This window comes from Prauserella endophytica (assembly GCF_005146945.1).
Taxonomy (GTDB): domain Bacteria; phylum Actinomycetota; class Actinomycetes; order Mycobacteriales; family Pseudonocardiaceae; genus Prauserella_A; species Prauserella_A endophytica.
The window spans coordinates 308,338-328,160 of the sequence record NZ_SWMS01000003.1 but is presented as its reverse complement, the minus strand read 5'-3'; the positions used below and the strand labels follow the sequence as shown (position 1 = coordinate 328,160).

At 71.7% G+C, this 19,823-nt stretch carries 17 protein-coding genes; 11 read left to right on the top strand and 6 right to left on the bottom strand.

Translation table 11 applies throughout. The features are described 5' to 3' along the window. Genes FCN18_RS08665 through FCN18_RS08645 form a run of 5 tightly spaced genes read left to right on the top strand, consistent with a single transcriptional unit; the run spans position 1 to position 8,457 of the window. On the top strand, positions 1-828 hold the full coding sequence (locus FCN18_RS08665) for a M55 family metallopeptidase (RefSeq protein WP_112270505.1): 828 nt from the start codon (positions 1-3) through the stop codon (positions 826-828). A 14-nt stretch (positions 829-842) separates the two neighbouring features. Beyond that, entirely contained in the window at positions 843-2,165 is a 1,323-nt protein-coding gene (locus tag FCN18_RS08660; RefSeq protein WP_137094297.1) for a M20/M25/M40 family metallo-hydrolase, read from the top strand. A gap of 33 nt (positions 2,166-2,198) precedes the next feature. After that, complete coding sequence (locus tag FCN18_RS08655) at positions 2,199-5,327, top strand: GH92 family glycosyl hydrolase (protein WP_137094294.1); 3,129 nt, start codon at positions 2,199-2,201, stop codon at positions 5,325-5,327. Beyond that, a complete protein-coding gene (locus FCN18_RS08650) occupies positions 5,324-7,471 on the top strand; it encodes an FUSC family protein (protein ID WP_112270511.1) in 2,148 nt (715 codons plus the stop codon). The genes FCN18_RS08655 and FCN18_RS08650 overlap by 4 nt, the downstream gene beginning before the upstream one ends. Further along, positions 7,468-8,457, top strand: coding sequence for a malate dehydrogenase (locus FCN18_RS08645; RefSeq protein WP_137094292.1), 990 nt, complete (start codon positions 7,468-7,470; stop codon positions 8,455-8,457). Before FCN18_RS08650 ends, FCN18_RS08645 begins: the two co-directional genes overlap by 4 nt. A 75-nt stretch (positions 8,458-8,532) precedes the next feature. Here FCN18_RS08645 and FCN18_RS08640 read toward each other — a convergent pair whose 3' ends face one another. The 4 genes from FCN18_RS08640 to FCN18_RS08625 form a co-directional block, all read right to left on the bottom strand. After that, positions 8,533-10,593 (bottom strand): M3 family metallopeptidase, encoded by a 2,061-nt coding sequence (locus FCN18_RS08640; protein WP_137094289.1) that lies wholly within the window; start codon positions 10,591-10,593, stop codon positions 8,533-8,535. Then, positions 10,590-11,306: a histidine phosphatase family protein gene (locus FCN18_RS08635; protein ID WP_112270517.1), complete on the bottom strand. Its 717-nt coding sequence runs from the start codon at positions 11,304-11,306 to the stop codon at positions 10,590-10,592. Before FCN18_RS08635 ends, FCN18_RS08640 begins: the two co-directional genes overlap by 4 nt. Positions 11,307-11,426: 120 nt before the next feature. After that, the gene (locus tag FCN18_RS08630) at positions 11,427-12,266 is read right to left on the bottom strand and encodes an undecaprenyl-diphosphate phosphatase (protein WP_112270519.1); all 840 of its coding nucleotides are present in this window, start codon (positions 12,264-12,266) and stop codon (positions 11,427-11,429) included. Beyond that, positions 12,266-13,312: an LLM class F420-dependent oxidoreductase gene (locus FCN18_RS08625; protein ID WP_137094287.1), complete on the bottom strand. Its 1,047-nt coding sequence runs from the start codon at positions 13,310-13,312 to the stop codon at positions 12,266-12,268. The genes FCN18_RS08630 and FCN18_RS08625 overlap by 1 nt, the downstream gene beginning before the upstream one ends. An 85-nt stretch (positions 13,313-13,397) precedes the next feature. Between FCN18_RS08625 and FCN18_RS08620 the strand changes: the two genes are divergently transcribed. The 3 genes from FCN18_RS08620 to FCN18_RS08610 all read left to right on the top strand — a co-directional run bounded on the left by FCN18_RS08620 (position 13,398) and on the right by FCN18_RS08610 (position 15,683). Next, a complete protein-coding gene (locus FCN18_RS08620) occupies positions 13,398-14,360 on the top strand; it encodes an aldo/keto reductase (RefSeq protein ID WP_170200522.1) in 963 nt (320 codons plus the stop codon). Positions 14,361-14,445: 85 nt separating this feature from the next. Continuing rightward, entirely contained in the window at positions 14,446-15,462 is a 1,017-nt protein-coding gene (locus FCN18_RS08615) for a YncE family protein (protein WP_228713774.1), read from the top strand. Further along, a complete protein-coding gene (locus FCN18_RS08610) occupies positions 15,459-15,683 on the top strand; it encodes a DUF5703 family protein (protein ID WP_112270523.1) in 225 nt (74 codons plus the stop codon). Before FCN18_RS08615 ends, FCN18_RS08610 begins: the two co-directional genes overlap by 4 nt. Here the strand turns inward: FCN18_RS08610 and FCN18_RS08605 are convergent. Next, complete coding sequence (locus FCN18_RS08605) at positions 15,673-16,653, bottom strand: helix-turn-helix transcriptional regulator (protein WP_206077836.1); 981 nt, start codon at positions 16,651-16,653, stop codon at positions 15,673-15,675. The two genes, FCN18_RS08610 and FCN18_RS08605, sit on opposite strands and share 11 nt — an antisense overlap. Positions 16,654-16,727: 74 nt before the next feature. Between FCN18_RS08605 and FCN18_RS08600 the strand changes: the two genes are divergently transcribed. The 3 genes from FCN18_RS08600 to FCN18_RS08590 all read left to right on the top strand — a co-directional run bounded on the left by FCN18_RS08600 (position 16,728) and on the right by FCN18_RS08590 (position 19,403). Next, positions 16,728-17,711, top strand: coding sequence for an ATP-binding cassette domain-containing protein (locus FCN18_RS08600; protein WP_112270527.1), 984 nt, complete (start codon positions 16,728-16,730; stop codon positions 17,709-17,711). Further along, on the top strand, positions 17,708-18,457 hold the full coding sequence (locus FCN18_RS08595; RefSeq protein WP_137094285.1) for an ABC transporter permease: 750 nt from the start codon (positions 17,708-17,710) through the stop codon (positions 18,455-18,457). Before FCN18_RS08600 ends, FCN18_RS08595 begins: the two co-directional genes overlap by 4 nt. A 97-nt stretch (positions 18,458-18,554) precedes the next feature. Next, positions 18,555-19,403: a TIGR03620 family F420-dependent LLM class oxidoreductase gene (locus FCN18_RS08590; RefSeq protein WP_137094283.1), complete on the top strand. Its 849-nt coding sequence runs from the start codon at positions 18,555-18,557 to the stop codon at positions 19,401-19,403. Between the two features lie 105 nt (positions 19,404-19,508). Here FCN18_RS08590 and FCN18_RS08585 read toward each other — a convergent pair whose 3' ends face one another. After that, positions 19,509-19,811, bottom strand: coding sequence for an EthD family reductase (locus FCN18_RS08585; protein WP_206077843.1), 303 nt, complete (start codon positions 19,809-19,811; stop codon positions 19,509-19,511). Positions 19,812-19,823: the final 12 nt, after the last annotated feature.

Here is a 19,823-nt window from a genome sequence, read left to right as displayed (position 1 = left end):
ATGCGGATCATGGTCTCGGCGGACATGGAGGGCGCCACCGGAGTCACCTGGACCGACGACGTGGTGCCGGGAACGGAGCAGTGGCAACGGTTCCGCCGCCTGTTCACCGGCGACGTCAACGCCACGATCGCGGGACTGTGCGACGCGGGCGCCGACGACGTGCTCGTCAACGAGGCCCACTCCTCGCAGCGCAACCTCCTGCTCGAGGACCTGGATCCGCGGGCGCGCATGCTCACCGGGCGGCACAAGCCGCTGTCGATGATGGAGGGCATCGACTCCGGCGTCGACGGCGTGGTGTTCCTCGGCTACCACGCCGGCGCCGGCTGCGACGGCGTCCTGTCGCACACCTACCTGCCCAACCAGATCACCGGCGTGTGGCTCGATGGTGTGCCGGCGAGCGAGGGCAGGCTCAACGCGGCGCTGGCCGCCGAGTACGGCGTGCCCGTGCTCGTGGTGAGCGGCGACGACAAGACCGTCGAGGACGCCCGCGACTACGCATCGGACGCCGCGCTGGTGGCGGTGAAGCAGTGCGTGAGCCGCTACGCCGCGATCTGCAGCCCGCCCTCGGTCACGGCGGCGCTGCTGACCGAGGCCGCCGCGACGGGCATGAAGCGCGCGGGCCGTGTCGAGCCGGTGACCGGCCCGCACCGGATCGAGGTCGAGTTCGACGCCAGCCACCTCGCCCAGGCGGCCGCGGTGGTGCCGACAGTCGAGCAGACCGGGGTGCGCAGGGTGGGCTTCGACGCGCCCGGCATGACCGAGGCGATGAAGGCGTTCAAGGTGGTGACGGCCATCGCGGACGGCGCGGTGCAGGGCAAGTACGGCTGAGCGGGCGAGGCACGATGAACACCGACCTGACCGACCTGACCGACACCGTGGAACTGTGTGCGAGGCTGATCCGCTTCGACACCACCAACCACGGCAACGGGGACTCCGAGGGTGAGCGGGAGGCCGCCGAGTTCGTGGCCGAGGTGCTCGCCGCCGCGGGCGTCGAGTCGCACACGTACGAGTCGGCGCCGCGCAGGGCCAACGTCGTCGCGCGGGTGCCGGGTGAGGACCTGTCGCTGCCGGCGCTGCTGGTGCAGGGCCATCTAGACGTCGTGCCCGCCGACGCCGCCGACTGGAGCGTCCACCCGTTCTCCGGCGAGGTGCGCGACGGCTTCCTGTGGGGCAGGGGCGCCGTGGACATGAAGGACTTCTGCGCGATGGTGCTCTCCGTCGTGCACTCGCTCGCCGCCTCAGGGCGTCGCCCGCGCCGGGACCTCGTGCTCGCGTTCGTGGCCGACGAGGAGGACCAGGGCGGCTACGGCGCGCACTGGCTGACCGCGGAGCACCCGGAGCTGTTCGCCGACTGCGCCGCGGCGATCAGCGAGTCGGGCGCCTACAGCTACCACGTGCGCGCTGCCGACGGCACGCCCGTGCGCCTCTACCCCATCGGCACCGCGGAGCGCGGCACCGCCCACCTGCGGCTCACGGCGCGAGGGCGGGCCGGGCACGGTTCGCGCCGCAACGAGGAGAACGCCGTGGTGCGGCTGGTCAACGCGCTGCACGCGCTCGCGGCGCACACGTGGCCGGTGGTGCTCACGCCCTCGGTGCGGGCGTTCCTCGAGCGCACCGGCGAGGCGCTGGGCGTGGAGATCGACCTCGCCGATATCGACGGCACGCTGGCCCGGCTCGGCCCCGCGGCCGGGCTGGTGGAGTCGACGGTGCGCAACAGCACGACGCCGACGATGCTGCAGGCCGGGTACAAGGTCAACGTCATCCCCGGCATCGCGAACGCCCTGGTGGACACACGCGTGCTGCCGGGCACAGAGGAAGGGCTGCTCGCCCAGGTCGACGCGCTGCTCGGCCCTGGCGTGGAACGCGAGTTCGTGTCGCACCAGCCCGCCGTCGAGGCTCCGGTGGACTCGCCGTGGTTCGACGCGATGGCCGCGGCCCTGCGTGCCGAGGACCCGGAGGCCGTGGTGGTGCCGTACTGCATGGGCGGTGGCACCGACGCGAAGGCGTTCGCCCCGCTGGGCATCGACTGCTACGGCTTCGCCCCGTTGTGGCTGCCCGAGGGCTTCGCCTACCGGGCGATGGCGCACGGCGTGGACGAGCGGGTGCCCGTGGAGGGCCTGCGGTTCGGGACGCGCGTGCTGGAACGCCTGCTCGTGTCGGTCTGAGCGGTTCCCGCGATCGCCACTACGGTGACTGGCGTGGTGGCCACCGAGTTCTTCTCCTCGTTCGAGGACGGCGACCCACAACCGGGCACGGGCCAGCGCCTGCGCACCCACGTCGGAACCGGTCCCGTCCGGCCGCTCGCCGCGACGGCGGGCGCGGGATTCACCGGCACCAGGGCGCTGCACTACGCGACCGGCGTGGCCGGTCCGGCGCGGGCCGGCCTGTTCACGGTCGAGGTGCCGATCACCGAGCACACCGAACTGTCCTACGTGGTGTGCCCGGAATCGGACGGGACGCCGCCGAGCTACCGGAGCACCTTCGTGGGCGTGGATCTCGAGTTCGCCGACGGCACCACGCTCGGCGAGCTGGCCCCGCACACACGGGCCCGCGCGCGAGGCGAGTCGAAGGAGCTGTACGTCGACCAGTGGAACCTCGTGCGCGTGCCGGTGGGCGCGGTCGCCGCCGGCCGCACGGTGCGGGCGATCGTGCTCGTCACCGACGTGCCCGGTGAGGGTCCCGAGCTGACCGGCTGGCTCGACGACATCCGCCTCGCGGATCGCCCTTCCGTCGCCAGGGAGCCCGTCGAGCACGTCCGCACCACCAGGGGCACACACTCCAGCGCCCGCTTCTCGCGGGGCAACTGCCTGCCCGCGACCGCGCTGCCGCACGGCTTCAACCTGTGGACCCCGGTGACCGACGCCCGCGCGCTCGACTGGGTCTACGAGTACCACTCCGGGAGTCGCCCGGCATTGCAGGCGCTCGCGCTGAGCCACCAGCCGAGCCCGTGGGTCGGCGACCGGCACACGTTCCAGGTGATGCCGGGGATGGGCGAGGTGGTGACCGATCCGGCTGCGAGGGCGCTCGCGTTCTCGCACGACGACGAGATCGACCGGCCCCACCACTACGGCGTGCGGTTCGCGTGCGGCATCACCGCCGACATCGCACCCGCCGACCACGGCGCGATCCTGCGCTTCACGTTTCCCGGCGAGGGCGGCTGGCTGCTCTTCGACAACGTCCGCAACCGGGGCGGGCTGCGCGTCGACGTCACCAACCGCACGGTCACCGGCCACACGTGGGTGCGCAGCCGGTCGTCGGCGGGCGCGCGCCGCATGTTCGTGTACGCCACGTTCGACGAGCAGCCCAGCGGGGGCGGGCGGAACCGGAAGCCGTTCTGGCGGACCGTGACCGGCCACGTGCGGTTCACCGCCCGGGAGGTGACCATGCGCATGGCCACCTCGCTGATCAGCCTCGAGCAGGCCCGGCGGAACCTGGAGCTGGAGGTCGCCGCGCCGCTCACCTTCGCCGACGTGCGCGACCGGGCCCGCGAGGCGTGGGGGGAGCTGCTGGGCCGGGTCGAGGTCGAGGGCGCCACCGACGACCAGCTGGCCACCCTCTACTCCAGCCTGTACCGGCTGTTCCTCTACCCGAACTCCGGGCACGAGGACACCCCGCGCGGCGTGCGGCACGCGAGCCCGGTGGTGTGCCGCCGGTGGCCCAGCACTCGCACGCGCACCGGGGCGAAGGTGCTGCACGGGCCGATGTCGGTGAACAACGGCTTCTGGGACACCTACCGCACCACGTGGCCCGCGCTCGCCCTGCTCACCCCTCGCCGCTGCGGTGAGCTCATCGAGGGGTTCGTGCAGCAGTACCGCGAGGGCGGCTGGATCGCCCGCTGGTCGGCGCCCGGCTACGCGAACTCCATGGTCGGCACCAGCTCCGACGTCGCGTTCGCCGGGGCCTACCTCAAGGGCGTGCGCGGCTTCGACGTGCGCGCCGCGTACGAGGCGGCCCTGCGCAACGCCACCGTCGCCCCGCCGAACCGCGCCGTCGGCCGCAAGGGCCTCACCGAGTCGGTCTTCCTCGGCTACACGCCACTGTCCACGCGGGAGGGACTGTCGTGGGCCTTGGAGGGCTGCGTCAACGACTCCGGCATCGCCGCGCTCGCGAGGGCGCTCGGCGACGAGGACAACGCCGTCTACTTCGCGAGCAGGGCACGTAACTACGTGCACCACTTCGACGGCAGGACCGGGTTCTTCCAGGGCCGGAGAGCCGACGGCCGCTGGCGCCGCGACCCCGGCCACTACGACCCCGCCGAATGGGGTCACGACTACACCGAGACCAACGGCTGGAACACCGCGTTCTCCGCGCCGCACGACGGCGAGGGGCTCGCCGCGCTGCACGGCGGGCGCGCGCGTCTTGAGTCCATGTTGGACCGTTTCTTCGCGACACCGGAGACGGGGCTGCGCACCGGGTCTTACCACAAGGTGATCCACGAGATGACCGAGGCGCGCGACGTGCGGCTCGGCCAGTACGGTCACTCGAACCAGCCGTCCCACCACATCCCGTACGTCTACGCCCACGCCGGCGCGCCCGCGAAGACGCAGCGGATCGTGCGCGAGGTGCTGCGCCGCTGCTACCTCGGCGGCGAGATCGGCCAGGGCTACCCGGGCGACGAGGACAACGGCGAGCTGTCGGCGTGGTACCTGTTCAGCGCGCTGGGCTTCTACCCGCTGGACCCCGGGGGCACCCGGTACGTGCTCGGTTCTCCCCTGTTCCCCCGGACGGTCGTGCACCTGGAGAACGGCAACGACCTGGTGATCAACGCGCCCCGCGCGGGTGAGGGGGACGTCTACGTCCAGGGCCTGCGCATCGACGGCGAGCCGCACGACACACCATGGCTCGACCACGACGTGCTCACGGCGGGCGCGGTGCTGGACGTCCAGCTGGGCCCCGAGCCGAGCGACTGGGGTGTGCTGAGCACGGCACCGGAGCCACCGGCCCCGTTGCGTGACCTGCCGGGTCCGGCACACTGCCTCGACGGCACCGACGTGACCGCCCTGCGCGACGACACCAGCCGCACCGAGGTGACGTTCTCCTCCGCGACCCCGGTACTCGGCCACGTCGCACCCGCACCGGCGACGGTGCGCTGCTACACGCTGACCTCGGCCGGCCGCGAGGGCGACCCGTGCTCGTGGGTGCTGGAGGGCTCGGCCGACGGTACCGAGTGGACGGTGCTCGACGCGCGCCGCGACGAGATGTTCCCCTGGCGCAGGCAGACCCGCGCGTTCCGCGTGGCCGAGCCGAAGCCGTTCCTCCAACACCGGCTGCGGATCACGGAGGCACGCGGGGGCCTGCGGCTGGCCCAGTGGGAGCTGCTCGCATGATCGCCACCGCGCTCGACCGGCTGCGCGCCTCCGACCCCGGGCTCGTGCGGGTGCGGTCCGCCGCGTCGGCGGTGCTCGGCATCGGGATCGCGGCGGGCGCGCTCGTGGCCCTCGGCCAGCCGCTGACGGTCGTGCTCGTCGGCGCCATCGCGGCGATGATGTCGGCGTTCACGGTCACCGACCCCGAGCCGGGACAGCAGGCCGTGACACTGGCGCTGGGTTTCGCGGTCGGCGCCGCCGCGCTCACGGCGGCAAGCCTCGGCCAGGCCGCGCCGCCGCTGGACGGCATCGTGTTCGTGCTGCTCATCTTCGTGGCCGTGTACGCGCAGCGGTTCGGACCACGCGGGATCGCGCTGGGCTCGCTGGCGTTCTTCCTGTTCTTCTTCGCGATGTTCCTGCAGACCAGGGTCGGACAGGTGCCGGTGTTGCTGCTGGCGCTCGCGGTGGGACTCGGCGCGAACGCGCTCGTGCGGTTCGCGTTCCTGCCGCGCAGGCCGGAGCGGGAGCTGCTGAGCGTGCGCAGGGCATTCCGCGCCCGGCTCGGCGCGGTCGTGCGCGCGGCCATCGCCCACCTCGCCTCCGGCGGCTCGGCCCGCAGCGACAAGCAGCTGCGGCGCGCGGGCGACCGGCTCCACGAATGCGTGCTGCTGATCGAGGACACCGCCGAGGACGTGATCGACCCGGCCGCGGCCGCCCTCCTGCGCAGGCGCGCCATCGAGGTCGAGCTCGCCGTGCAGTGGCTCACGATCACCACCCGCCGCACGTGCGCCGACACCCTGGACGAGGCCGTGCGCGACGACCTGCTGGCCCGGCTGCGGCGGCTGGGCACGCTCATCGAACGCGATCCGCGCGAGCTGCCCGTGATCAGCGAGACCGACGAGTTCAGCAAACTGCTCGTCGAGGGCAGCAGGCTCAGCGATCAGCCCCGGCCCGGCGACGAGCTGCGCAGGGCCATGGCCGAGCTCGCGCTCGCCGACGTCAACGCTCAGCGCATCGCCGAGCGCGACTACTCCGCCGAGACCGAGCCACCCGAGCCGGAGGAGGCCGAGCGCACCCGGGTCTTCGCCTGGGACAACCGCACCCGCAGCGCGCTGCAGGCCGTGATCGGCGGCGGGCTCGCGGTCGTCGGCGGCGAGTTGGTGTCGCCCCAGCGGTGGTACTGGGCGGTGCTGACCGTGTTCGTCGTGTTCGTCGGCACGTCGAGTGCGGGCGCCACCCTGGTGAAGGGCGCCCGCCGGTTCGCGGGCACGCTGGTCGGGATCTTCGCCGGCGCCCTGTGCGCGCTGCTCGTCACCGGCAGCACCACGGCGACGATCGTGCTGATCCTCGTGTGCGTGTTCGGCACGGCGTTCGTCGCCAGGGTCTCGCAGACGGCGATGGCGTTCTTCATCACCACGACGCTGGGCCTGCTCTACAGCCTGCTGGGCACGTTCAGCCTTGAGGTGCTGGGCGTGCGGCTGGCCGAGACGGCCGTTGGCGCGCTCGCGGGCATCCTGGCCGCCGTGGTGATCGTGCCGGTGCGCACCAGGTCGGTGCTGCTCGAGGACGTCGCCGCAGCGCTGGAGGATCTCCGCGAGTTCGTGGTGCAGGCCGACGCGCTGCTGACCGGGCGGGAGAACGTCAACGTCATCGAGCTCTCCCGGCAGCTGGATCGGGCGGTGGAACGCCTGCGCGCGACCGTCGAACCGCTGACCCACCCGATCAACCTCCGCGGCGCGCGTCGCGACTACGGCTGGTACGTGCTGAACACGCTCGAGGCCATCGCCTTCCGTGCCCGCAACATCGCCGCCAGGGCTCAGCCCGGCCTGCTCGCGCTCGACGGGCGGCTGCCCGCGCTGATCGAACGGCTCACCGGCAACATCGACGTGCTGCTCGAGGTCGTCGGCGGCGGCACGGAGCAGCGGGCGCTTGCCGAGGCCGGGGGCGCGCCACCGGGCGACCTGGCAGACAGCGCGCAGGCCCGGACCGTGCTGTCGAGCCTGGGCAAGCTGGACGAGGCAGTGCTCGCGCTCGGCAGGGCCTTCGACGTGGAGACCTCCGCCGCTCAATCGGTACAGGTGAGGCGACGCACCCACCCATCCGGAGCAGCGGCCGATAACATCCCCGATACAAGAACAGAACCCGTCAGCAGGAGAACGTTATGACCCAAGCCCCTGTCAACGTCACCGTCACCGGCGCTGCCGGCCAGATCGGCTACGCGCTGCTGTTCCGCATCGCGTCCGGTCAGCTGCTGGGTCAGGACACTCCGGTGAAGCTGCGGCTGCTGGAGATCCCGCAGGCGGTGAAGGCGGCCGAGGGCACCGCACTGGAGCTGGAGGACTGCGCGTTCCCGCTGCTGGCCGGAGTCGACATCTTCGACGACGCGAAGCAGGCGTTCGAGGGCGTCAACGTGGCACTGCTGGTGGGCGCGCGCCCGCGCACGAAGGGCATGGAGCGCGGTGACCTGCTCGAGGCCAACGGCGGCATCTTCAAGCCGCAGGGCGAGGCCATCAACGCCGGCGCCGCCGACGACGTGAAGGTGCTCGTGGTGGGCAACCCGGCCAACACCAACGCCCTCATCGCGCAGTCGCACGCGCCCGACGTCCCGGCCGAGCGGTTCACCGCGATGACCCGCTTGGACCACAACCGCGCGATCGCGCAGCTCGCGAAGAAGCTGGGCGTCGCCGTTTCCGACGTGAAGAAACTGACCATCTGGGGCAACCACTCGGCGACCCAGTACCCGGACATCTTCCACGCCGAGGTGGGCGGCAAGAACGCGGCCGAGGCCGTGAACGACAAGGCGTGGCTGGCCGACGAGTTCATCCCCCGTGTGGCCAAGCGCGGCGCGGAGATCATCGAGGCCCGCGGCGCGTCGTCGGCGGCGTCCGCGGCGAACGCGGCCATCGACCACGTCTACGACTGGGTCAACGGCACCCCGGACGGCGACTGGGTCTCGATGGGCATCCCGTCGGACGGCTCCTACGGCGTCCCGGAGGGCATCATCTCGTCGTTCCCCGTCACCTGCAAGAACGGCAAGTACGAGATCGTCCAGGGCCTGCAGATCGACGACTTCTCCCGCGAGCGCATCGACGCCTCCGTGCGCGAGCTCACCGAGGAGCGCGACGCCGTCAAGCAGCTCGGCCTCGTCTGAGCGCTTCCCCATCCGCAGTGAAGGCCACCATGCCTGCGTTCAACGCAGTGATGGTGGCCTTCACTGCATTCTGGCTCAGGCGCCGGTGAGGCCCCGGCGCTTCAGCAGGGGTTCGATCTCGGGGTCGCGGCCGCGGAAGGCGCGGAACGCCTCCATCGCGTCCACGCTGCCACCCCTGGCGAGCAGCTCCCGGCGGTAGTGGTCGCCGTTCTCGCGGGTGAGCCCGCCGTTCTCGCGGAACCACTCCACCGAGTCGGCGTCCAGTACCTCGCTCCAGATGTAGGAGTAGTACCCCGCCGCGTACCCGGTGCTGAAGATGTGGGCGAAGTAGGTGCTGCGGTAGCGCGGCGGAACCGTCTCCAGCGCCACGCCCGCCTTCTCCAGCGCGTCCGCCTCGAACCGCCGCACGTCGCCGATGGCGGAGTCCGCGCCGATCAGGTGCCACGAGAGGTCCAGCAGCGCGGCCGCGAGGTACTCCGTGGTCGCGAAGCCCTCGCCGTACTGCCGTGACTCCTCCAGCCGCTCCACCAGCCGCGCGGGCAGCGGCTCGCCGGTGCGGTGGTGCCGGGCGTAGTTGGTCAGCACCTCCGGCCACAGCGCCCACATCTCGTTGACCTGCGAGGGGAACTCCACGAAGTCACGCGGCACACTCGTACCCGAGAACGTCGGGTACTCGACGTCGGAGAGCAGCCCGTGCAACGCGTGCCCGAACTCGTGGAACGCCGTGGTCACCTCGTCGTAGGTCAGCAGCGTCGGCTCCCCCGCCGGCGGCTTGGCGATGTTCAGGTTGTTCACCACCACCGGCCGCTCCCCCAGCAGGCGGGACTGGTCGACGAACGTGTTCATCCACGCGCCTCCGCGCTTGGAGTCCCGCGTGTAGTAGTCACCGAGGAAGAGCCCGAGCGGGCTGCCGTCGGCGTCGGTCACCTCGAACACGCGCACGTCCGGGTGGTACTTCGGCAGATCGTGGCGCTCGGTGAACGTGAGCCCGTACAGCCGGCTCGCCGCGTAGAACACACCGTCGACGAGCACCCGCTCCAGCTCGAAGTACGGCCGCAGCTCCGCGTCGTCGAGGTCGTAGCGGCGACGCCGCACGCGCTCGGCGTAGTACGCCCAGTCCCACGGCTGGAGGGTGAAGTCCTCGCCGGACGCAGTGTCGTTCTCGATCTCCTCCTGCAGCTCGGCAGCGTCGGCCTGCGCGTTGGCGACGGCCACGGGCGCGAGCCGCTGCAGGAGCGACAGCGCCGCGTCCGGGGTCTTCGCGGTCTGGTCCTCGATCACGTACGCGGCGTGGTGCGGGTGCCCCAGCAGCGCTGCCCGCTCGGCGCGCAGCGTGGCGATCCTCGCCAGCACCTCGGTGTTGTCGTACTCGTTGCCCCGGTTGCCGCGCGAGGTCGACGCGCGGAACACCCGCTCGCGCAGGCCGCGATCGTGCAGCGACGCCAGCGCGGGCTGAGCCGTCGGCAGGCCGAGCTTGATCAGGTACTTGCCGTCCTCACCGCGGGCGGTGGCCGCCGCGGCCGCCGCGGCGATCGCGTCCTCCGACAGCCCGGCCAGCTCGTCGCGTGTGGACACCACGACGGCGAGGTCGTTGGTGTCGCCGAGGAGGTTGTCCTGGAAGCGCGTGGACAGCGTGGACAGTTCCTCGTTCAGCGCGCGCAGCCGGGTCTGGCTCTCCTCGGGCAGCCCGGCGCCCGCCCGCTGGAAGTCCAGGTGGTAGCGCCGCAGCAGCCACGCCTGCTCCGCGCCGAGCCCGAGGGAGTCCCTGCGCTCGTAGAGGTCCTCGATGCGGGCGAACAGCTCCGGGTCGAGGTGGATGGCGTCGGAGTGGGCGGCCAGCTTCGGCGCGATCTCGGCCTGCACGGCCTGCAGCGTCTCGTTCGTGTTGGAGGCCGCGAGGTTGAAGAACACCGACGACACCCGGCCGAGCAGCCGGCCGGCCCGCTCCAGCGCCACGATCGTGTTCTCGAACGTCGGCGGCTCCGGGTTCGTCGCGATCGCGCGGACCTCCTGCGCGTGCTCGGCGATGCCGGCCTCGAACGCGGGCAGGTAGTGCTCGTCGGCGATGCGGTCGAACGGGGGCAGGCCGTAGGGCAGCTCGCTCGGCGCCAGCAGGGGGTTGTCGCGGCTTGTCACGATCGTTCCTTTCTTCCCGTCGACCCTCCGACCTCCGCGTCAGAGGACAGCTTCTTCGACCTGCGCCGTTTCTTGGGCTCCGGCGGCACGATCCCGCCGAGGTCACCGGCGAGGTCGTTGACGCGCAGCACGAACGGGCGCGTCTCGGTGTAGCGCACCACCGACAGGGATCCGGGGTCGACGACGATGCGCTGGAAGCCGTCGAGGTGCTGCCCGAGCGCGTCGGCGAGCAGCGCCTTGATCACGTCGCCGTGGCTGCACAGCAGCCACACCGCGTGGTCGCCGTGCTCGGCGCTGATGCGCGCGTCGTGCTCGCGGACGGCGGCGACGGCCCGCGACTGCACGCCCGCCAGGCCCTCCCCGCCGGGGAACACCGCGGCGGACGGGTGCGCCTGCACCACGCGCCACAGCGGTTCCTTCACCAGCGTCTTGAGCTCCTTGCCCGTCCACTCGCCGTAGTCCACTTCGGACAGCCGGGGTTCGGTGAGCCGGTCGAGCCCGCGCGCCGTCGCCAGCGGGCCGAGCGTCTGTTTGCACCGTAGCAGCGGCGAGGTGACGAGCGCCGCGAGCGGCACCGCCGCCAGCCGCTCGACCAGGCCCTCGGCCTGTGCCCGGCCCCGCTCGTCGAGACCGACCCGTGGGGTGCGGCCGGCCAGCACCCCGGAGCCGTTGGCCGTGGAGCGGCCGTGCCGCAGCAGAATCACAGTTGCCACACGGCCACCCTACGGGTTACCGGTGTGCTCTCCGGGGAGGTTGTCGCGTTCAGCCGGCGACCCAGCCAGTGCCAGGCCGGGCCGTCGAGGAATGTGATCAACCTCCCCGGACTGGGGGCACTAGGATTCGACCGGTCCCGCGTTGGGGTCGAGGACACCGGCGAAGACCAGCGCGAGCAGGATGAGGCCGAGCACCACGCGGTAGATCACGAACGGCAGGAAGCTGTTCTTCTTGATGTAGGCCATCAGCCAGGCGATCACCACGTAGCCGACGCCGAACGCCACCACCGTGGCCAGGATGGTCGGGCCCCACGCGGGTCCCTCACCGGCCGCGATGTCGGCGAGCTGGTAGAAGCCGGACGCCATGACGGCGGGCACAGCCAGCAGGAACGAGTACTCGGCGGCGTCCGCGCGCTTGTAGCCGAGGAAGAGCCCACCGGTGATCGTGCCACCCGAGCGCGAGACGCCGGGGATGAGCGCGAGCGCCTGGAAGAACCCGAACGCCAGGCCGTGCTTCACCGTGAGGTGGTCGAGGTCGCGCTGCTGCTGCCCGATCCGGTCGGCCAGCAGCAACAGCAGCCCGAACACGATCAGGGTGGTCGCCGTGATCCGCAGGTCGCGGAAGGTGTGCTCGATCTGGTCCTCGAACAGCAGTCCGAGCACCGCGATCGGCAGCGAGCCGACGATGATCAGCCAGCCCATCCTGGCGTGCGGGTCGTGTCGGTACTCACGGTTGTAGAGCGACTTGAACCAGTGGGAGATGATGCGGCCGATCTTGCGGCTGAAGTACAGCAGCACCGCCAGCTCGGTGCCGATCTGGGTCACCGCCGTGAACGCCGCGCCGGGGTCGTCCCAGCCCGCGAACGCGGCGGTGACCCGCAGGTGGGCGCTCGAGGAGATCGGCAGGAACTCCGTGAGGCCCTGGACGAGCCCGAGGACGAGTGCTTCGAACCAGCCCATCACGCGACTCCGGCCAGGTCCAGCGCCTCGGCCGCGGTACGCAGCGCGGCCGATCCCGCCTCTGCGTCGCCGACGTACATCGCGACGGTGAGGGTGGTGACGCCGGCCTCGGCGTAGGCGGCCATCCGCTCGGCGATCCGCTCCTTCGGGCCGAGCAGCGACGTCGCGTCGATGAACTCCAGCGGCACCGCGGCCATCGCGCCCGCGTAGTCCTTGGCGAGGTACTTCTCCTGCACCTCGGCGGCCTGAGCCTCGAAGCCCATCCGGCAGGCCAGCTGGTTGTAGAAGTTCTTCTCCCGGCTGCCCATACCGCCGAGGTACAGCGCCGCGTAGCCGCGCACGGCGTCGGCGCAGGTCCGCCAGTCAGCACCGGGCACGAGCGGGACGGTGGGAGCGATGTCGAAGCCCTCCAGCGTGCGGCCGGCCTTCTCGGCGCCGGCGCGCAGGTGGCCCAGCTGCTCGCCGGCGTGCTCGGGTGAGAAGAACACGGGGAGCCAGCCGTCGGCGATCTCGCCGGTCAGCTCCAGGTTGCGGGGCCCGATCGCGGCCAGGTACGTGGGGATGTGGTCCCGCACGGGGTGCACGGTGAGGGAGAGCACCTTGCCGGGCCCATCGGGCAGCGGCAGCTGGAAGTGCTTGCCGTCGTAGCGGACGCGTTCGCGGCGCAGCGCCATGCGCACGATGTCGACGTACTCGCGGGTGCGCCCGAGCGGCGAGCCGAACCGCACGCCGTGCCAGCCCTCGGAGACCTGGGGGCCCGAGACGCCGAGGCCCAGCCGGAACCGGCCGCCGGAGAGCGAGTCGAGGGTGGCGGCCGTCATCGCGGTGGCCGCGGGGGTCCGCGCCGGGATCTGCAGTACCGCGCTGCCGACGTCGATCCTCGACGTCTGTGCCGCGACGAACGCGAGCACGGTGGGGGCGTCCGAGCCGTACGCCTCCGCGGCCCAGACCACCGAGTAGTCCATGGTGTCGGCATGCTTGGCGAGCGCCAAGTTGGACGCGTCGTTACCCGCGCCCCAGTATCCGAGGTTCAATCCCAATCGCACGGTCGCCGACACTATCGGGCGGTTGATCGCGTCCACACTTGCCTTGGTCAAGAGCTCGGATGGCCGAACTATAGGGTGGGCAGTCATGGAAAGCCGTCCGCTCGGCACCTCCGGCCTGAAGGTGTCCCGCATGGCGCTGGGGACCATGTCCTGGGGTACCGCCACCGACTCGGAAGAGGCCGCCAGCCAGCTCGTCGCGTTCGTGGACGCGGGCGGCACGCTCGTCGACACCGCCGACATCTACGCCGAGGGTGAGTGTGAGCGCATCCTCGGCTCGCTACTCGCCGACCTGGTGCCGCGCGAGGACGTGGTGCTGGCGACCAAGGCGGTGGCCAGGCGCACCGACGGCCCCTTCGGCGGCGGCGCGTCCCGTGGGGCGCTGCTGACCGCGCTGGACGGCTCGCTGCGCAGGCTCGGTGTCGACCACGTCGACCTGTGGCAGCTGCACGCGTGGGACAGCACCGTGCCGCTCGAGGAGACCCTCTCCGCGCTCGACTTCGCCGTCAGCAGCGGCAAGGTCCGCTACGCCGGCGTGTCGAACTACTGCGGCTGGCAGCTCGCGACGGCCGCCGCGCTACGGCCGCGCCTGCTCGTCTCCACCCAGGTCGAGTACTCGCTGCTGGAGCGCGGCGTGGAGCGGGAGGTGGTGCCCGCCGCGGCGCATCACGGCATCGGCCTGCTGCCGTGGGCTCCGCTCGGCCGGGGTGTGCTGACCGGCAAGTACCGCACGGGCACGCCCGCCGACTCGCGCGGCGCCTCGGCCACCTACGCCGGCTACGTCGAGCAGCACCGCACCGAGCGCGCGAGCCGCATCGTGGAGGCGGTCGCCACCGCCGCCGAGGGCCTCGGCACCTCGCCACTCGCCGTGGCCCTGGCGTGGATCCGTGACCGGCCCGGCGTGGTCGCCCCCGTGGTCGGCGCACGCGACACCGGCCAGCTCTCCGGCTCGCTCGCGGCCGAGGAGCTGACGCTGCCGACCGCCATCCGCGCCGCACTCGACGACGTGTCGTCGATCGAGTTCGGCTACCCGGAACGGTGGCCGAGGTAACGGCCACGTGACGCCACCACCAAGCTGCGGGATGCTGTAGGTAACCGTGTTCTTCTCATCCGGAGGCTGTGTGTTCCCTGCCCCCTTGCGGCGGCCCACCCCTGGTGTGCGCCGGGTCGCCGTCGTTGCCGTTGTCGGGACGCTGCTCCTCAGCGGCTGCACGTCCGCAGGCGGAGGTGGGGACGAGCTACAGGTCGTTGCCAACCCGACGGCCGCCGTCGCGGCCACGTCGCCGGAGCGCTCGGCGGAGCCCGCGGGCCGGGTGCTCGAACAGCGCGCCGAGGTGACGACCATGGTCGCCTCCGGCAGTACGCTCGCCGTCGCGCTGGCCGAGCCCGCGTCGGTGCTGCTCTACGACCTCGACGACCTCACCGCCAGGCCGCGGTCGGTCGAGTTGCCCGCCCCTGCCGAGGAGCTGACCGCCGCCGACGGCGAGCTGCTGGCGAGCCTGCCCTCCGCGCACCGGCTAGCGCGCATCGCACTGCCGTCCGGAGAGGTGCGCACCGTCGACGTCAAGGGCAAGCCCGCCGGCACGGCGGTCAGGGACGGGCAGACGCTGGTGGCCGTGCGCGACCGCAAGGCCATCGAGGTGCTCGACGGCGACCGGGTCGCCGAGACGATCACCGGCGACCTCTACAGCGCCGACGACGTGCTCGTGGCGGGCGACACGACCATCGTGCTCGACCGGCTCCGCACGGCCGTGTTCACCGTGGACGTGGCTGGCGGCTCGATCGACGAGGGCCTGCGGGCCGGTGACGGCGCCACCAACGCGGTCGTCGACTCCTACGGGCGGGTGCTCGTCGCCGACACGCGCGGCGACAGCCTGCTCGCCTTCGGGACCGATCCCCTGCTGCTGCGCCAGCGCTATCCGGTGCCCGGCGGTATATACGGGATCGCCTACGACGCGAAACGCCACGTCGTGTGGGTGACCCTGACCGAGCGCAACGAGGTCGTGGGCTTCGACGTACGGGGTGGTGAGCCCACGGAGAAGTTCCGGCTCCCCACCGTTCGGCAGCCGAATTCGGTTACGGTCGACGAACGGACGTCACGGGTCGTCGTCGGCTCGGCAGCCGGAGAAGGGATCCAGGTGATCGCTCTATGACACAAGCGGAAGCGGTGGTCGACGAGGACTGGGAGTATCGCCGGGTGCAGCTGCCCCCGGGCCTCTCCCGAGTCACCGCCGCCGTCCAGCTCTCGATCCAGGCCGAGTTCTCCGGGTGGGAGCTGTCGAACGTGCGGCTCTACGCGGACGGTACCCGCAGGGTGTGGCTGCGCAGGCGGCGCAGCCGGGCGGGGGTAGGCCTGCCCGGCCTCATGACGTAGCCCGCCCGTCCTCGCCCGCGGCCGCACCCTTCAGCAGCCGCGCCCCCGTCTCGCGCAGGTACTCGCGCAGCTCCGGCGGGCCCACGACCTCGAAGTCCGCCCCGATCGCAGCCAGCACGAGCACCGGCCATTCGAAGCTGTCGACTTTCATCGTCAGGCGGCACGACTCCGCGCCTGCCGGCTCCACCACGCCCCAGCGCTGCACGGTCCGGGCCACGTGCTCCGCCGGCGCCCGCACCAGCAGTACGGCCTCGTACTGCGTCGGCACCACGTTCACCTGCTGTCGCACGAACTCGGCGGCGTCTCCTCCGGGCAGCTCCCGCTGCCGGAACCGCGCCCCCGTCGTTCTCGGCTCGGAGAGCCGGTCGACGCGGAAAGTCCGCCACCCGTGCTTCTCGGCGTCCCACGCCACGAGATACCAGCGGCGGCCCAGTGACACCAGCCGGTGCGGCTCCACCAGCCGGGACGTCCGTTCGCCGTCGCGCGCCGTGTAGGAGAACCGCATGCGCTCGTCGTCGCGGCACGCCTGGGCGAGCACCGTGAGCGCCGCGGCGTCGACCGTGGGACCGCCGGTGAACGTCGCGGGAACGGTGAACGCCTGCAGCGCGTCGACCCGGCGCCGCAGCCGGGGCGGCATCACCTGGATGACCTTGCTCAGCGCACGGACCGAGATCTCCTCGATGCCGTCGATGGCGCCGCCCGCGGCCGTGCGCAGTCCGACGGCGATCGCGACGGCCTCCTCGTCGTCGACGAGCAGCGGCGGCATCGCGGCCCCTGACCTCAGCTGGTAGCCGCCCGCGACACCCCGGCTGGCGTCGACCGGGTAGCCGAGCTCGCGCAGCCGGTCGATGTCGCGGCGCAGGGTCCGTTCGCTGACCTCCAGCCGTTCGGCGAGCTCGCTGCCGGGCCAGTACCGATGGGTCTGCAGCAGCGACAGCAGCCGCAGCATCCGTCCACTCGTGTTCGCCATGGCTCCAGGTTCGCCTTTATTGCGGTCAGAAAGTGGCCGGAGTGCACTCTAGCGTAGTTTCCATGGCTTCCACCATGATCCGCACAAGCGGACTGACCAGGCACTTCACCGTCAAGAAGCGGACCGTCGAGGCGGTACGCGGGCTCGACCTGAACGTCGAGGAAGGCGAGCTGGTGGCACTGCTCGGGCCCAACGGCGCCGGGAAGTCCACCACGCTGCGAATGCTCACGACGCTGCTGCGGCCGACGTCCGGTACCGCCGAGGTCGCCGGCCGTGACGTGACCCGCGACCCGCGTGGCGTGCGCTCCCGCATCGGCTACATCGGCCAGGGCAACGGCGCGGGGCACAGCCAGCGGGCCCGTGACGAGCTGCTCAGCCAGGGCCGGGCGTACGGCATGACCGTGGCCGCCGCACGAGCCCGCGCGGACGAGCTGGTCGACTCGCTCGACCTCGGCGCCGTCGCCGACCGCGTCGTGTCCTCGCTCTCGGGCGGGCAGCGCAGGCGCCTCGACATCGCGATGGGTCTCATCCACGCGCCGGAGCTGTTGTTCCTCGACGAGCCGTCGACCGGACTGGATCCGCAGAACCGCGCGAACCTCGCAGAGCACGTGCGGCGGCTGCGCGCGGAGCACGGCACCACGATGGTGCTCACGACGCACTACCTTGAGGAGGCCGACCAGCTCGCCGAGCGGGTGGTGGTGATCGACCACGGCCGGGTCATCGCCGACGACACCCCGGCGCGCCTCAAGGCGGCACACGCGGGCGACCGGATCGACCTCGAGTTCGACCACGAGCACGACGCCGAGCGCGCCGAGGCGCGGGCACTGGGGATCGCCGAGGGCGCGGAGACCAAGCGCACCGGCACCCGGCTGGAGATCCGGATCGACGGCGGCGCCCAGCTGACCCCGAAGCTGCTGCGCGGCTTCGATGAGGCCCACATCCCCGTCGCGAGCGTCGAGGTCGCCAGGCCGACGCTCGACGACGTCTTCCTCAACCTCACCGGGCGCAGCCTCCGCGAGGAAATCACCGGTGCCGACAGCCGGGAGCGTGCGGCATGACCACCTTCGCCACCGACACCGCGACGGTCTTCAGCCGGGAGCTGCGGCCCGTGCTGCGAGACCCGTTCTCAGTGATCTTCTCGATGCTGCAGCCGTTGCTGTTCCTCGCGCTGTTCGCACCGCTCCTGCCCGACACCGGTGACGGCTCGGCGCTGCAGTGGTTCGTGCCCGGGATCGTGGTGATGTCGTGCCTGTTCGGCACGTCGGCGACCGGAGCGAACCTGCTGTTCGAGATCCAGACCGGTTCGCACGAGCGGATGCTCGTCTCGCCGCTGAGCAGACCGGCGCTGATCGTGGGCCGTGCGCTCAAGGAGATCGTGCCGATGTTCGCGCAGGCCGTGATCATCGTGCTGGTCACGATCCCGTTCGGCTTCGAGCTGCACGTCGGCGGCGCGCTGGTCGCACTGGTGATCCTGGCCCTGTTCTGCGTCGGGCTCGGCTCGCTCTCCTACACGCTGGCGCTCGCGGCGCGGAACAAGGAGTGGACGTTCTGGGCGGTGCAGCAGACGTTGTTGTTCCCGCTGCTGCTGCTCGCCGGGATCCTGCTGCCGATCGACAACGCGCCGGAGTGGTTGCGCGTGGCCTCGCACCTCAACCCGCTGACCTACGTGGTGGACGCGGAGCGCGCGCTCTTCAACGGCGAGCTGGTGTCGGCCACCGTGGGCTACGGGTTACTGGCGGCCGCGGTGGTCGGCGTGCTGGGCCTGTGGATCGGCACGAAGGTCATGCGCAGGGCGAGCGCCTGACTCGGCGGGTGGCGTCCGATCGGTGTTGACCTCCAGTTAGGTCCAGCTACTAGCGTGGCTGTGGCTCACGGAGACGACCACCGAAAGGCGTTGGCAGATGGCGAAGCTGGACCTCGGCGAGCTGGGGCGCGTCGGAGTGACCCTGGACGTGCGCGCCGACGGCGGTCACCTCGACGACGCCGCCCTGCTGGAGAAGCTGGGCTACTCCACGATCTGGATCGCGGGCGGGCAGCTGGCGACGCTCGACCCGCTGCGGGACGTGGTGCGAGCCACCGACGCGATCCCCGTCGGCAGCGCGATCATCCCCGTCCAGCGCTACGCCGCCCAGGACGTGATCGCGTTCCGGCGGGACCTCGAGGTTACCGCGCCAGGACGGTTGATCACCGGACTGGGCGGAGCGCATGGCGCGCGCCCGCTGCGCACCATGAACGCCTACCTCGACAGCTTGGACAGTTTCGACGCCGCCGACCCGCCCGTGCCGGCCGGCGCGCGCATGCTCTCGGCGCTGGGGCCCCGGATGCTGGAACTGTCCCGCGACCGCGCGGCCGGTGCGGTGCCGCTACTCGTCACACCCGAGTACACGGCGCAGGCCAGGGAGACACTGGGCGAGCAGCCGACGCTGGCCGTGATGGAGTACGTGGTGCTGGAGCGCGACCCTCGGCTGGCGAGAGACACCGTCCGCGAGCCCATCCGGTTTCTGACCAGGGTCGGTGGCTACGCGCAGAACCTGCGCCGGATGGGCTTCACCGACGAGGACATCGCGGTGACGAGCGACCGCCTGCTCGACGGGCTGGTCGCCTGGGGCGACATCGACGCCGTCGCGGCCCGGGTGAGAAGGCACCTCGACGCGGGCGCCGACCAGGTGGTGCTCGTGGTCCAGCCGACGGACCCGGACGCCGTGCTTCACGGGGAGTGGCGGGCGCTCGCCGAGGCGCTCCTCGCCTAGGAGCCTGCCGAAAGCGCTCGCCCTCGCCCCGGTAACGCCTCGAATGCAGTGAAGGCCACCATGCCTGCGTTCAACGCAGTGAAGGTGGCCTTCACTGCGGCTGTCCTAGACGGTTTTGGTCACCTCGCCGAGGACCAGCTCGAACCCGTCGGGCGTGGTGAAGTTGGCCATGTCGGCCGTGCCGGCTTCGCCCTCCGGCGAGGCGAACGCGGCGAGCGCCTCCTCCTTGGTGTCCCAGTCGAGCGTCGCGACCATGAAGTGCCGCGGCCTGGAGCCGTCCGGGCTCTCCGCGACGGCCCACTCGTAGGCACGCAGCCCCGGCAGTTTCGCCGCCAGCGGGGCGTGCACCTCGCGGTAGTGCCGCAGGAACTCCTCCGGGTCGGCGGGATGGTGGTAGGTGACGGTCATGCGGTACACGGC